Origin of the sequence: Sporosarcina obsidiansis, from assembly GCF_009651005.1 — a bacterium.
In the GTDB taxonomy this organism is placed as follows: Bacteria; Bacillota; Bacilli; order Bacillales_A; family Planococcaceae; genus Sporosarcina; species Sporosarcina obsidiansis.
In genome coordinates, this window is sequence record NZ_WHVW01000014.1 from 24,227 (window position 1) to 38,481 (window position 14,255).

15 protein-coding genes and 1 other annotated feature are annotated in these 14,255 nt (G+C 43.1%); all 15 genes read left to right on the forward strand.

The genetic code is table 11. The features are described 5' to 3' along the window. Positions 1 to 58 precede the first annotated feature (58 nt). The 15 genes from GD002_RS11840 to nusG all read left to right on the forward strand — a co-directional run bounded on the left by GD002_RS11840 (position 59) and on the right by nusG (position 14,251). Positions 59 to 2,506 carry an ATP-dependent Clp protease ATP-binding subunit gene (locus GD002_RS11840; RefSeq protein WP_153732636.1) on the forward strand — a complete coding sequence of 816 codons (2,448 nt, stop codon included), beginning with the start codon at positions 59 to 61 and terminating at the stop codon, positions 2,504 to 2,506. Between the two features lie 82 nt (positions 2,507 to 2,588). Then, positions 2,589 to 3,959 (forward strand): DNA repair protein RadA, encoded by a 1,371-nt coding sequence (radA, locus tag GD002_RS11845; protein ID WP_153732580.1) that lies wholly within the window; start codon positions 2,589 to 2,591, stop codon positions 3,957 to 3,959. A 205-nt stretch (positions 3,960 to 4,164) separates the two neighbouring features. Beyond that, positions 4,165 to 5,247 carry a PIN/TRAM domain-containing protein gene (locus GD002_RS11850; protein WP_153732581.1) on the forward strand — a complete coding sequence of 361 codons (1,083 nt, stop codon included), beginning with the start codon at positions 4,165 to 4,167 and terminating at the stop codon, positions 5,245 to 5,247. A 28-nt stretch (positions 5,248 to 5,275) separates the two neighbouring features. After that, a complete protein-coding gene (gene ispD, locus GD002_RS11855; protein WP_153732637.1) occupies positions 5,276 to 5,956 on the forward strand; it encodes a 2-C-methyl-D-erythritol 4-phosphate cytidylyltransferase in 681 nt (226 codons plus the stop codon). Between the two features lie 13 nt (positions 5,957 to 5,969). Next, the gene (ispF, locus tag GD002_RS11860) at positions 5,970 to 6,449 is read left to right on the forward strand and encodes a 2-C-methyl-D-erythritol 2,4-cyclodiphosphate synthase (protein ID WP_153732582.1); all 480 of its coding nucleotides are present in this window, start codon (positions 5,970 to 5,972) and stop codon (positions 6,447 to 6,449) included. A gap of 81 nt (positions 6,450 to 6,530) precedes the next feature. Further along, a complete protein-coding gene (gltX, locus tag GD002_RS11865) occupies positions 6,531 to 7,991 on the forward strand; it encodes a glutamate--tRNA ligase (RefSeq protein WP_153732583.1) in 1,461 nt (486 codons plus the stop codon). A 56-nt stretch (positions 7,992 to 8,047) separates the two neighbouring features. Then, positions 8,048 to 8,262, forward strand: a binding site (T-box leader). Between the two features lie 216 nt (positions 8,263 to 8,478). Further along, on the forward strand, positions 8,479 to 9,153 hold the full coding sequence (cysE, locus tag GD002_RS11870) for a serine O-acetyltransferase (RefSeq protein WP_153732584.1): 675 nt from the start codon (positions 8,479 to 8,481) through the stop codon (positions 9,151 to 9,153). After that, positions 9,134 to 10,534, forward strand: a complete 1,401-nt coding sequence (gene cysS / locus GD002_RS11875) for a cysteine--tRNA ligase (RefSeq protein ID WP_153732585.1) — start codon at positions 9,134 to 9,136, stop codon at positions 10,532 to 10,534. Before cysE ends, cysS begins: the two co-directional genes overlap by 20 nt. 4 nt (positions 10,535 to 10,538) lie before the next feature. Beyond that, the gene (locus tag GD002_RS11880; RefSeq protein WP_304625002.1) at positions 10,539 to 10,958 is read left to right on the forward strand and encodes a Mini-ribonuclease 3; all 420 of its coding nucleotides are present in this window, start codon (positions 10,539 to 10,541) and stop codon (positions 10,956 to 10,958) included. Next, entirely contained in the window at positions 10,955 to 11,713 is a 759-nt protein-coding gene (gene rlmB, locus GD002_RS11885; RefSeq protein WP_153732586.1) for a 23S rRNA (guanosine(2251)-2'-O)-methyltransferase RlmB, read from the forward strand. Before GD002_RS11880 ends, rlmB begins: the two co-directional genes overlap by 4 nt. After that, on the forward strand, positions 11,710 to 12,225 hold the full coding sequence (locus GD002_RS11890) for an NYN domain-containing protein (RefSeq protein WP_153732587.1): 516 nt from the start codon (positions 11,710 to 11,712) through the stop codon (positions 12,223 to 12,225). Before rlmB ends, GD002_RS11890 begins: the two co-directional genes overlap by 4 nt. Before the next feature lie 272 nt (positions 12,226 to 12,497). Next, positions 12,498 to 13,136 carry an RNA polymerase sporulation sigma factor SigH gene (gene sigH / locus GD002_RS11895; RefSeq protein WP_153732639.1) on the forward strand — a complete coding sequence of 213 codons (639 nt, stop codon included), beginning with the start codon at positions 12,498 to 12,500 and terminating at the stop codon, positions 13,134 to 13,136. A gap of 80 nt (positions 13,137 to 13,216) precedes the next feature. After that, positions 13,217 to 13,366: a 50S ribosomal protein L33 gene (gene rpmG, locus GD002_RS11900; protein ID WP_153732588.1), complete on the forward strand. Its 150-nt coding sequence runs from the start codon at positions 13,217 to 13,219 to the stop codon at positions 13,364 to 13,366. 55 nt (positions 13,367 to 13,421) lie between these two features. Next, positions 13,422 to 13,607 (forward strand): preprotein translocase subunit SecE, encoded by a 186-nt coding sequence (gene secE, locus GD002_RS11905; protein WP_153732589.1) that lies wholly within the window; start codon positions 13,422 to 13,424, stop codon positions 13,605 to 13,607. 107 nt (positions 13,608 to 13,714) lie between these two features. After that, positions 13,715 to 14,251, forward strand: a complete 537-nt coding sequence (gene nusG, locus GD002_RS11910; protein WP_153732590.1) for a transcription termination/antitermination protein NusG — start codon at positions 13,715 to 13,717, stop codon at positions 14,249 to 14,251. The last annotated feature ends 4 nt before the right edge of the window (positions 14,252 to 14,255 follow it).

Here is a 14,255-nt window from a genome sequence, read left to right on the forward strand (position 1 = left end):
GCGTTAAGTGGCATAACATAGAATATATTCTATTTGTAAAGGAAAGAGGGGAATGAATATGATGTTTAATCGATTTACACAACGTGCACAAAAAGTTTTGCAACTGGCTCAAGAAGAAGCAATACGTTTAAAACACGAATCAATTGGTACAGAGCATATTTTGCTCGGATTGATCCGTGAAGGTGGTGGCATTGCAGCGAAAGCACTCGAAGCGATTAATGTCAACGCAGATACTATTGAACGAGAAGTAGAGGTTCTTGTAGGTGTAGGCTCTAAAGACGTGGGACCGATCGTTCATTATACTCCACGTGCAAAACGCGTCATCGAACTTTCAGTTGATGAATCACGCAAATTGGGTCATTCCTATATTGGAACAGAACATATTTTATTGGCACTGATCCGTGAAGGAGAAGGGGTAGCAGCGCGCGTACTGAACAACGCAGGAGTTAGCTTGAATAAAGCGCGCCAGCAAGTACTTCAGTTACTTGGTAACGATGAAAGTTCAGTCGGAAGCACTGCGAATACTGCTTCTGCTGCTACACCAACTTTGGATAGTTTAGCTAGAGATCTAACGGAAATTGCACGTGAAGGTACGTTAGATCCAGTCATCGGACGAAGTAAAGAAATTACACGTGTAATTGAAGTACTGGCTCGCCGCACAAAGAATAATCCAGTTTTAATTGGAGAACCAGGTGTCGGTAAAACTGCGATTGCGGAAGGATTGGCACAGCAAGTCGTCAACAATGAAGTGCCTGAAATCTTGCGCGATAAACGAGTCATGACACTTGATATGGGAACGGTCGTAGCAGGTACGAAATACCGTGGTGAATTTGAAGACCGTATGAAGAAAGTGATGGAAGAAATTCGTCAGGCAGGGAACATCATCTTGTTTATTGACGAGTTGCATACTTTGATTGGTGCAGGTGGAGCGGAAGGTGCGATTGATGCCTCCAATATCTTGAAACCATCTCTTGCAAGAGGTGAATTGCAATGTATCGGTGCGACAACTCTGGACGAATATCGTAAATACATTGAAAAAGATGCAGCACTTGAACGACGTTTTCAACCGATCCAAGTAGATGAACCAACAGTAGAAGAAACAATTCAAATTATTAGTGGACTACGCGATCGCTATGAAGCGCATCATCGAGTGAAAATTACGGATGAAGCAGTAGAAGCAGCAGCGAAACTATCTGACCGTTATATTTCAGATCGCTTCCTACCGGATAAAGCAATTGATTTAATGGATGAAGCTGGATCAAAAGTTCGGCTTCGCTCGTACACCACCCCTCCTAACTTGAAGGAGTTGGAAGTGAAGTTAGAGGCGATCCGCTCTGAAAAGAATGCAGCTGTTCAAAGCCAAGAATTTGAAAAAGCCGCTTCTTATCGTGATAAAGAGCAGAAAATGAAGGAAGAGTTGGAAACAACGAAAGCAGCTTGGAAAGAGAAGCAAGGAAAAACGGAGTCGGAAGTAACGGTCAATGATATTGCGCAAGTAGTAGCAATGTGGACTGGTATTCCAGTCGACAAGATTGCGGAAACGGAATCAGTGAAGTTGCTCAATATGGAAGAGATTTTACACGAACGTGTCATTGGTCAAAATGAGGCCGTCTTAGCCATTTCCCGAGCAATCCGTCGTGCGCGCGCCGGATTGAAAGATCCGAAACGTCCGATTGGTTCATTCATTTTCCTTGGTCCAACAGGGGTAGGGAAAACTGAACTGGCTCGAGCGTTAGCGGAAGTGATGTTTGGTGATGAAGATGCCATGATTCGCATCGATATGTCTGAGTACATGGAAAAACACGCAACGTCCCGATTAGTCGGTTCACCTCCAGGCTATGTAGGCTACGATGAAGGTGGTCAATTAACAGAAAAAGTTCGACGTAAGCCATATTCTGTCGTCTTGTTGGATGAAATTGAAAAAGCACACCCAGATGTGTTCAATATCTTACTGCAAGTACTAGAAGATGGAAGACTAACTGATTCAAAAGGACGGACAGTAGATTTCCGCAATACGGTCATGATTATGACATCTAACGTAGGAGCTACTGAACTGAAGAAAAATCGATATGTCGGCTTTAATCTTCAAGATGGAGAGTCGGATTATGAAGACATGAAGGGGAAAATGCTGGCTGAATTGAAAAAAGCGTTTAGACCTGAATTCCTCAATCGTGTAGATGACATGATCGTCTTTCATTCCTTGGAAAAAGAACACTTACGTCAAATTGTCAGCTTAATGTCTGAGGATCTTGCCAAACGATTGGCTGAACAGGAAATCCAGTTAGTGTTGACGGAAGCGGCAAAAGATAAGATTACAGACGAAGGATACGATCCAGAGTATGGAGCTCGTCCATTGCGTCGTGCGCTTCAGAAACATGTAGAGGATCGTTTATCTGAAGAGTTATTGGAAGGTAAGGTTCTGAAAGGCGAAAAAGTAGTGATTGACGTCGAAGAAAATGAATTTGTAGTACGAACAGAAAAATTAACGGAATCAGTAAAAAATTGATTAAATGAAGTTTAGGATAGCTCGCTCGCTTAGGATTTAAAAAAGCGTAGCGAGCTGTCCTTTTCGTCTAGGGAGCGAGTATATGGCTAAGCGTAAATCGAAATTCATGTGTCGTTCATGTGGCTATGAGTCCCCCAAATGGATGGGGCGCTGTCCAGGTTGTGGCGAATGGAACACGATGGATGAAGAAGTGGAAATTGTACAAAAAGGACCTCGTGCTGCTTTTCAGCATGGAGAGAAAGTGAAACAAAAAGCATTACCGATCAGCGCGGTTGAAATGGTGGAAGAGCCCCGTGTGAAAACGGAACTGAATGAATTGAATCGTGTGCTAGGTGGAGGAATTGTACCCGGCTCATTAATACTAATTGGGGGAGATCCGGGCATAGGTAAGTCTACGTTGTTATTACAAGTGTCTTCCTTGCTTGCCAATCAACAGCAACGCGTTCTGTATATATCGGGTGAGGAATCAATTCGGCAGACAAAGTTACGAGCGGAAAGGCTAGGTGTGAAATCAGATGAGCTGTATATTTACGCAGAAACGGATTTGGGCATGATTCATGAAACGGTAGATGAAGTGAAGCCTAAGTTCGTCATCGTAGATTCGATTCAGACAGTTCATCATCCGGAAGTCACTTCTGCACCCGGCAGTGTTTCGCAAGTGCGGGAGTGTACTGCAGAATTAATGCGGATTGCCAAGACTCAAAACATTGCTATTTTCATTGTTGGTCACGTTACGAAAGAAGGGCAAATCGCTGGCCCTCGACTGCTAGAGCACATGGTGGATACAGTTCTATATTTTGAAGGAGAACGCCATCATACATACCGTATTTTACGAAGTGTGAAAAACCGTTTCGGTTCGACTAATGAAATTGCGATTTTTGAAATGCTGCAGTCCGGATTAAAAGAAGTATTGAATCCGTCTGAGTTATTTTTGCGTGAACGCTCTCAAGGTGGAGCGGGTTCAACAATTGTTGCATCCATGGAAGGTACCCGTCCCATATTAGTGGAGATTCAAGCGTTAATCACACCTTCCAGCTTTAATTATCCGAAGCGAATGGCGACCGGTTTAGATCAGAACCGCGTTTCCTTGCTGATGGCGGTGCTTGAAAAACGGGCAGGCATGTTATTGCAGACGCAAGATGCGTATATTAAGGTGGCGGGCGGCGTGAAGTTAGATGAGCCGGCAATTGATTTAGCGGTGCTTCTTAGTATCGTATCGAGCTATCGAGATACCGCAGTTGGCGTAGGAGACTGTTTTATTGGTGAAGTCGGGTTAACAGGAGAGGTCAGAAGGGTATCAAGAATAGAGCAACGTGTGACGGAAGCGGCTAAGCTTGGATTTGAACGTGTCATTATGCCATCTTCTAATCTTGGCGGGTGGGATGTTCCATCAGGCATACGAGTCGTTGGAGTAGAAACCATCGCTGAAGCGCTTGGAATCGCGTTTAAATGAAGAAAGATGACTAGATACGAGATACGTGTCACCGCACCAATCAGGTGTGTAAGCGAGCGTAACCTTTGAAAGCCCAAGAAACCTTTACGCTATTCAGATTGTCCTACTAAAAGTAGTGAGAAATTTTTTGAATGCCATCACTTAACCTAAGCGACTTACTCTAATTAGTTGTATACTAATAGGAAGGAAAAGGAGGTGAAAGAAAATGTTGAAAAGAGTAGTCCAAGTTTCTTTCCTATTGATTGGAGGAACTCTCGGTGTTTTATTTTTACCGTACTTATTTGCTTTGTTCGCTTTTACATCACGCCCCATGATAGAAAACGCATATGTTGAAGCTATTTTAGGAGCCATTATTCTATATTTATTTAGCTTATTTTTAACAGAACCGATTGTGAATTTTATTAAATGGATTGAAGAACGACTTTTGAAAGCGCCGATTATGGATTTGTTATTTGGGACGGTGGGGTTGATTGTAGGCCTTAGCGTTGCGTTCTTAGTAAGTTTTGGTCTGAACGCGATTGAGATTCCTGTTATTTCATCCGTACTGCCTGTTTTACTTTCCATCCTTTTAGGATATTTAGGATTTCAGGTGGGCTTTAAGAAGCGCGAAGAGTTTATTAACGCCATATCGAATGTGCGTAATACAACTTCAAAAAAGAAAGAGTCGGTAGAACCTGTACCTCCACAAAAAAATGTTTACAAATTATTGGACACAAGCGTTATCATTGACGGACGAATTGCAGACATTGCGGCAACTGGTTTTTTACAAGGGATCTTAGTCGTTCCTCAATTCGTTCTGACAGAATTACAGCATATTGCAGACTCTTCGGATACGTTGAAACGAACGAAGGGGAGACGCGGACTTGATATCTTAAAACGTCTTCAAAATGACGATGGTCCGACTGTGCTCATTACGGATGAAGATTTTATTGATGTGGCCGAGGTGGATCTAAAGCTTGTAAAGCTGGCAAAGAAGATGGAAGGTCTAGTCGTGACGAATGACTTTAATTTGAATAAAGTGTCTGATTTGCACGGAGTGGCGGTTTTAAACATCAATGACTTAGCCAATGCCGTAAAACCAGTTGTCATTCCTGGAGAAGAAATGCATGTAGTCGTTATCAAAGATGGGAAAGAGCATAACCAAGGTGTTGCGTACTTAGATGACGGTACGATGATCGTCATTGAAGATGGCAGAACGCACATTGGGCAGGCAATCGACGTAGTGGTGACGAGTGTTCTTCAAACATCTGCGGGACGTATGATTTTTGCAAAACCGAAAGGCCGATAAACCGGCTACAGAAAGCAGAGGGACTAACGTGAAGTATACAGTGATGATTCCGGCTGCAGGTAGCGGCAAACGAATGGGAGCAGGACAAAATAAGCTTTTCTTAGAAATCGGTGGACAGTCGATTTTGTACCATACGATAGGCGTTTTTCAGGATGATCCGTATTGTAATGAAATCATTCTTGCGGTAAGGCCTGACGAACAACCTATCATTCAAGGGATTCTAGAACAACATGGCGGCTCAAAAACCATTACTTTTGTAGAAGGCGGTGATGAGCGGCAAAATAGTGTGGCGGCTTGTATAGAAGCATATAAAGGTGACGGTATCGTGCTCGTGCATGATGCCGCGAGACCTTTCATTGATCTATCGCTTATTCGTGAATTGGTCCACACGGCGCATGAAAAAGGTGCCGCTATTGCAGCGGTAAGAGCGAAGGATACGATAAAGATTGTGGAAAACAGCATGGTAAAACAGACATTGAATCGTGAGAGATTATGGATGATCCAGACACCACAAGCGTTTCGATATGAATTGCTAAAAGAAGCCTCTGAAGCAGCAATACAAGATAATTTCCTTGGCACTGACGAGTCAATGCTAGTGGAGCGGCTTGGTCATAGTGTTCAGATCGTAGAGAGTTCGTATGATAATGTGAAAATGACGACCCAGGAAGATCTCGCATTAGGCGAAATCTTATTGGAAAGAAGAAAGTAGGAGGAATCACCTCATGTTTCGAATTGGACAAGGTTTTGATGTGCATGCATTTGCGGAAGATAGACCCCTGATTATAGGTGGTATAACGATCCCGCATACGAAAGGTCTAATTGGCCATTCGGATGCCGATGTATTGTTGCACACGGTAACAGATGCAGCACTTGGAGCAATTGGGAAAGTGGATATCGGCACGCATTTTCCGGATACGGATGAGGCATTTAAGGATGCGGATTCTGCCATGTTATTAAAGAAGGTTTGGGAAATGGTTAAGGAAGAAGGGTATCATCTAGGTAATATCGATTGTACTATCATCGCGCAACGACCGAAAATGGCACCATATATCGGTGAGATCCGCCAACGTATTGCGGAATTATTAGAAGCAGATCCGACGCAAGTAAATGTCAAAGCGACGACTACAGAACGCCTTGGTTTTTCAGGACGCGAAGAGGGTATCGCTGCAATGGCGACGATTTTATTGATGAAAAACCATTGACTTTCAAAAATTTCAACACAGTGCTAAAATAGATAGGAAAATACATTGAGACGTAATAGATTCAGAACGGAGAGAGAAAATATGACACAAGAAGTACGCGTGCGCTATGCACCGAGTCCGACTGGCCAATTACATATCGGCGGTGCACGGACCGCTTTATTTAATTATTTATTTGCCCGCCATCATGACGGGAAATTTATCATTCGAATTGAGGATACAGATATAGTACGAAATATCGAGAGTGGTGAACTGTCTCAGCTAGAAAACTTGACATGGCTAGGCATTCATCATGACGAATCGGTAGATATAGGCGGTGAATATGGGCCGTATCGCCAAACAGAACGTTTAGATATATACAAAAAGTATGCAGATGAGATGCTCGAAAAAGGCTATGCTTACAAATGTTTCTGTACGCCAGAAGAGCTAGAAGCAAAACGCGATGCACAAAAAGCAGCAGGTATTGCAGCGCCGATGTATGATGGAACGTGCAGCCATTTGACAGCGCAAGAAGTAGCTGAAAAAGAAGCGGCAGGACTTCCATACAGTCTTCGGATGCGTGTTCCTGATAATATTACTTACACAGTTCAGGACTTGGTTCGCGGTACGGTTTCATTTGAATCCAAGGATATCGGCGACTGGGTAATGGTCAAGACGAATGGCATACCAACCTACAACTTTGCAGTAGCAGTGGATGACCATCTGATGAAAATTTCCCATGTATTCCGTGGGGAAGAGCATTTGACGAACACACCAAAACAATTAATGGTATTCGATGTATTCGGCTGGGAACATCCTCAGTTCGGTCATATGACGTTAATCGTTAATGAAGACCGCAAAAAACTGTCGAAACGTGATGAATCCATTATTCAATTCATTTCACAATATAAAGACTTAGGTTATTTGCCAGAAGCGATGTTTAACTTCTTTGCGTTGCTCGGTTGGTCGCCAGGTGGGGAAGAGGAAATCTTCTCTCATGACGAATTGGTCAAGCTGTTCGATGAGTCTCGTTTGTCTAAATCACCGTCTATGTTCGATACGCAAAAGTTAAAATGGATGAACAACCAATACATCAAGAAACTATCGCTTGAAGAAGTTATTGAACTTACACTGCCACATTTGCAGGCAGCGGATCTTGTGCCTGAAAACATGTCGGATGAAGAACAAACGTGGGTACACGATCTGATCGCACTATATCATGGTCAATTAAATTTTGGAGCTGAAATTGTCGAACTGTCCGCCCAGTTCTTCGGGGCCACAGTTGAATATGATGAAAAAGCATCCGAAATCTTGGCAGGTGAACAAGTGCCGGAAGTGATGAGTTCATTGAAGCGCCAGCTAGAAGCATTAGAAACATTTGATGCTCCCTCCATTAAGGCTGCAATTAAGGCTGTTCAAAAAGAGACAGGACATAAAGGGAAAAACCTATTTATGCCAGTCCGTGTCGTGGCAACTGGCCAAACATCTGGACCTGAATTGCCAGACGCCATTGCGTTAATAGGGAAAGAAAAAATTCTTGGTCGTGTCGAAAAATTTGCAAAATAATCAATATTGACTTTACGTTGAATTTGTGTAAAATGAACGTAATATGAATCGTCATATAAAAAGCGTTGAGAAGGAAAGTACATGTTGAAATCTCTCTAGAGAGGGTCACCTAGGCTGGAAGTGACCTGAGTACATTCAAGATGGAAATGCACCTTTGAGCGATGAGCTGAACATTTTAGTAGGCCATACGTATCGTCTGCGTTAAAGACATTAAGCGGGGAGATGCTATCTCTCAAGCGGAGTGGAACCACGCAACCAATGCGTCTCTGTCATCATAAGTGACAGGGGCGTTTTTTTTATATTCAAAAGTGGAAAGCGCCGCTTAGCCTCGACAGGCACTGGAGGGTTTTCCGATAAAGGAGCGTTTTTTGCTCCTTTTCGAAAAGACCGAAGTGTTCCGAGAGGTTGGCGCTTGGAACTAGATGTACTCAAAAGTGGAAAGCGCCATCTAGCCTAAGAATTTATTTAATTTAAAGGGGGAAGTTCATTGTTCAAGCGTATGAAAGAAGATATCCACTGCATTTTTGAGCAAGATCCGGCTGCTCGCAGCACGTTTGAAGTAGTGTTAACGTATTCAGGATTACACGCCATTTGGTCGCACCGCGTGGCACATGCCTTATATAAGCGGAATTTTCGCTTTCTTGCACGTGTGGTATCTCAGGTCAGTAGATTTTTCACCGGAATAGAAATCCATCCAGGCGCGGTGATCGGAAGACGTCTCTTTATTGACCATGGCATGGGTGTAGTAATTGGGGAAACTTGTGAAATTGGAGATGATGTGACGCTGTATCAAGGGGTCACTTTAGGTGGGACTGGAAAAGAAGGCGGTAAACGACATCCGACACTTCATAATAATGTCTTAGTTGCATCAGGCGCCAAAGTCCTTGGATCCATTACAATTGGAGAAAATAGTAAAGTGGGAGCGGGGTCGGTTATTTTGAAAGAAGTGCCCCCTAATTCCACAGTGGTCGGGATACCAGGTAAAATTGTTATATCTAATGGTGTTCGGGTAAAAGATAAACTAGATCACACATTACCTGACCCGACGGCAGATGAAATCAAGCGTCTGGAACGGCAAATTCAAGAGTTACAGCTGCGGACACAACAGCTAGAAGCACTGAATGGAAAAAAGGGAGATTTACATGAGCATTCAACTTTATAACACGTTGACAAGAAAAAAAGAGAAGTTCGTTCCGTTAGAAGAAGGAAAGGTCAAAATGTATGTCTGTGGCCCGACTGTCTATAATTATATTCATATTGGAAATGCGCGACCTGTTATCGCTTTTGATACAGTACGTCGTTATTTAGAATACCGTGGCTACGAAGTGAATTACGTCTCTAACTTCACAGATGTAGACGATAAAATTATTAAAGTAGCAAACGAATTGAATGAAGAAGTAGGGGAGCTGACAGAGCGCTTCATCAAAGCGTATTTTGAAGATGTGGGCGCGCTTGGCTGCCAGAAAGCGACAGCCCATCCGCGTGTGACAGAGCATATTGATGATATCGTTCAGTTTATTCAGCTGCTGATCGATAAAGGATATGCTTATACATCGAATGGAGATGTATATTATCATACCCGTGAATTTGATGGGTACGGCAAACTATCTCACCAATCGATCGATGAATTGAAAGTAGGCGCCCGGATTGAAGAAAATATGATCAAATCGGATCCTCTAGATTTTGCACTATGGAAAGCTGCCAAAGCAGGAGAGATTTCATGGGATAGTCCGTGGGGGAAAGGTCGTCCAGGTTGGCATATTGAGTGTTCTGTTATGGCTAGAGAACTTCTTGGTGATACGATTGATATTCATGCAGGCGGGCAAGACTTGACATTCCCACATCACGAGAATGAAATTGCGCAATCTGAAGCTGCGACAGGTAAAACATTTGCAAATTACTGGATGCATAATGGTTATATTAATATCGACAATGAAAAAATGTCGAAATCACTAGGTAACTTTATTTTAGTTCACGATATCCGCAAGCAGATAGACCCGAAAGTGCTTCGTTTCTTTATGCTCTCTGTCCACTACAGACATCCTGTGAACTTCGCGCAAGAATTGGTAGAGAGTGCAGCGAACGGGCTGGACCGGATTCAGACAGCATACAATAACTTGCAGCATCGATTGGCGGTATCTGCCGATTTAGCGGAGGAGCATCAACTGTGGCAGGAACGCATTGAAAAGCAAATTACTGCATTTGAAGATGCAATGGATGATGATTTTAATACGGCCAACGCTATTGCTGCCATCTTTGAATTATCAAAACAGGCAAATGTGTATTTGTTGGAGAAAAACACTAGTCACCAAGTACTGCAGAAATTTCTAGAGGTACTAGATCAGTTGATGGGTGTACTTGGCTTACCGTTTGAGAGTGTTAGTGAGTTAGTCGATGACGATGTGGAGGCACTCATTCAGGAACGTCTAGACGCACGAAAGAATCGTGACTTTGCTAGAGCGGATGAAATTCGTGATGAATTAAAGGCGAAGGGTATTATATTAGAAGATACAGCGCAGGGCACTCGCTGGAAAAGAGGGTAATAGCGTGGGGGATTTACGTGATATAGATGTGAAACAGCTGAATGCCCTTGCGCTTGCTTATATGGGTGATGCAGCCTATGAGCAAGCTGTCAGAGAATACTTGCTGCGGAGCGGACGCGTGAAGCCTCAAGTGTTACATAAAGAGGCCACGCGATTTGTCTCTGCGAAAGCACAGGCGCAGATCATTAAAACTATGAAAGAAAAACAAATTTTGACGGAGGAAGAGGCAGCTGTCATGCGTCGCGGTCGCAATGCAAAGTCAGGCTCTGTCCCTAAAAATACGGACGTCATCACGTATAATTACAGCTCTGCATTCGAAGCGGTTCTCGGTTATTTATACTTATTGAATCGACAAGAACGCTTGGCTGAGCTGATAGGGAAAGCAATTCGATTTGTGGAACATCCGGAGGAGGAAATGGCATGACAACGCAAGAAGTAGAACTGATTGGTGGAAGAAACCCTGTAGTTGAAGCACTCCGTTCCGGCAGGCAATTAAATAAAATCTGGGTTGCGGAAGGTGTCAATAAGAAAAGTATAGGGGAAATATTAAAGCTAGCGAAAGAGGCAGGCGTGGTCGTTCAGACGACACCCAAACAGAAACTGGATGGGATGACTGACTTAACTCATCAAGGAATTCTTGCTTCAGTAGCGGCGTATGACTATGCGGAGTTAGATGATTTGTTTGGAGTAGCAAAAGAGAGACAAGAGGATCCTTTTTTCATTATCCTTGATGAGTTGGAAGATCCTCATAATCTAGGCTCTATTTTGCGAACTGCGGATGCATCAGGCGTTCATGGAATTATTATACCGAAAAGGCGATCTGTTGGGCTGACTGGCGTTGTGGCCAAGGCTTCCACAGGCGCGATCGAGCATATTCCAGTTGTGCGGGTCAACAACTTGTCTCAAACAGTGGAAGATCTGAAGAAACGAGGAGTTTGGATTGCTGGAACAGATGCCTCCAATTCTACAGATTATCGCTACATGGATGCGACACTACCGCTAGCTGTCATTATTGGCAGTGAGGGAAAAGGAATGTCGCGAATTTTGCGCGAGAAATGTGATTTCCTATACAGTTTGCCAATGGTGGGTCAGGTGACCTCTTTGAACGCTTCAGTGGCTGCAGCATTGCTGATGTATGAAGTTTTACGAAAGCGTCAATCTGCCCAGGCGACATCATGAAAAAAGATGTGCTACTCGTTGATGGCTATAACATCATCGGAGCATGGCCTGAACTACAAGTGTTAAAAAAAGAGGATTTTGCGCAAGCTCGAGACCGTTTGATTGAGCAGATGGCGGAATATCAGGCGCATAAAGGATGGCGGGTCATTGTGGTGTTTGACGCGCATTTAGTGCCGGGCATCGAGAAACGTAAGAAACAATACCGCGTGGATGTCGTCTTTACTAGGGAGAATGAAACGGCGGATGAACGCATTGAAAAGCTCGTATCAGAACTCGCGGATCGATTGACGCAAATCCATGTAGCGACTTCAGATCTTGTGGAACAATGGGTCGTATTCGCGCAAGGCGCACTTCGGATCTCAGCTCGCGAATTAGAGTTGGAAATGAAAGAAGTAGACCAGTTAATTGCACGGAAAGTTCGAAAGATACAAGAAGATCGTCCTTTTTCTAAGATACCGCTAACAGATGAAGTGGCAGCGGCTTTTGAGAAGTGGAGACGAGGCGGAAAATGAGCAGTTGACGTAAAAAATAACCAAGTCTATACTGACTTTATCTAAAATTAGTAGAAGACCCTCTTTTGCAAGTGGTGGGATGAATATATCTGTTCAGCGCGAGTTCAATGACCTGCTGGATGGTGGAACACAGAGTAAAATCACCGTGTCCTACGGTAATACCTGAGTAACCTGTATTGTGCAGGTCTCAATTTCGAAATCTGGACGCAATTACACCGAGGTGCAATTGATTAAACCAATAGAACTCTGGGGTGGAGAGGTTGGTGCGGAACATGGAAAAAGGGAATAGTAAAAATGACTTGGCATCACTCACGGATGAAGAAATGGTTGAGATAATCCATCGTGGAAATTCAGATGTACTAGAATTTTTGATCACTAAATTTCAGCCGACCGTTCGGATGAAAGCTAAAACGTATTTCATCATTGGTGGGGATCGGGAAGATATCGTTCAGGAAGGAATGATCGGTCTCTACAAAGCAATTCGTGATTATAGGTCGGATCGGTTAAGTTCTTTTAAAGTGTTTGCTGAACTTTGTATTACTAGACAAATTATTACAGCTATTAAAACGGCGACCCGACAAAAGCATATTCCGCTCAATACGTCGGTTTCATTGGACAAGCCTATGTATGACGAGGAACAAGAGCGTACATTGCTCGATATCATAGCGGGTTCCACATTGGATGATCCTGAAGATCTAATGATTCATAAAGAGAACTTTTCGTTCATGGAAGAGGAAATGAATAAAGTGCTGAGCGCATTGGAAAAAGAAGTGCTGACACTTTACTTGGAAGGGCAATCCTATCGTGAAATATCAGAGGTGTTGAATCGACAAGTGAAATCAATTGATAATGCTCTTCAGCGCATCAAACGTAAATTAGAGCACTCAATGGCAATGGATTTGGTGCGCTGATTCCATTGAAAGTGAATTGACATGTCGTTGGTAAGATGGTACTCTTTAGCAAGACTATTGTCTTGAATAGGTGAATCCAAATGGTGAAAAAAATAATTATCTGCTGTGAAAGTTGTGGTTCGCGAAACTATACCTTGCCGGCTGGGAATCAGAGTCGTGAAGGAAGAATTGTCATTAAAAAGTTTTGCAGTCATTGCAACGCACACACGTTGCATAAGCAAACCATTTGACAAGTTACATAGAGTTCGAGATGAACACTATGTCATTCGGAAGGGTTGGAGAAGAATGAGCAAGATCAGCGCTTTTTTAAAAAATGTTGTTTCGGAGATGCGGAAAGTCAGTTGGCCGAAGCGTAAGGAACTGACGAAGTATACGGTAGTTGTTATTTCAACTGTCATTTTTATGGCTGTTTATTTTGGGCTAGTAGATATGGGTATTTCAGAGGTTATGAAATGGTATACTGGTTTATGATAAAGAAAGTATGAATAGCTTGAGAATATCCCGTTTTAATGAATAAACGGGTTTTTTCAGTTTTAATCAAAAGGAGGGACGGACGCGCAGTCCTCAATGTGATGGAAATGGAAAAAAATTGGTATGTAGTCCATACGTACTCGGGATATGAAAATAAAGTCAAGGCGAATCTTGAAAAACGTGTCGAAACCATGGGCATGCAAGATAAAATTTTCCGTGTCGTCATTCCGGAAGAAGAAGAGACAGATATCAAAGAAGGTAAAAAGAAAACCGTTATGCGAAAGACGTTCCCTGGCTATGTGCTGGTAGAATTGATCATGACGGATGATTCTTGGTATGTTGTTCGCAATACGCCTGGTGTAACAGGATTTATCGGTTCTTCAGGTGGTGGGGCAAAACCTACTCCATTGCTGCCTGAAGAAGTTGAATTCATCCTCAAGCAAATGGGTATGAAAGAACAGCGCGTTGATATCGATTTCGAAGTTGGAGAAAGTGTAACGGTATTGGAAGGTCCATTTGCTCATTTTGAAGGTAAAGTAGAAGAGATCGAAATGGATAAAGGGAAAGTCGTCGTTACCGTCGATATGTTTGGACGCGAAACGAAGATGGAACTATCGTTTGACCAAGTTGAAAAAATGGATTGATGTG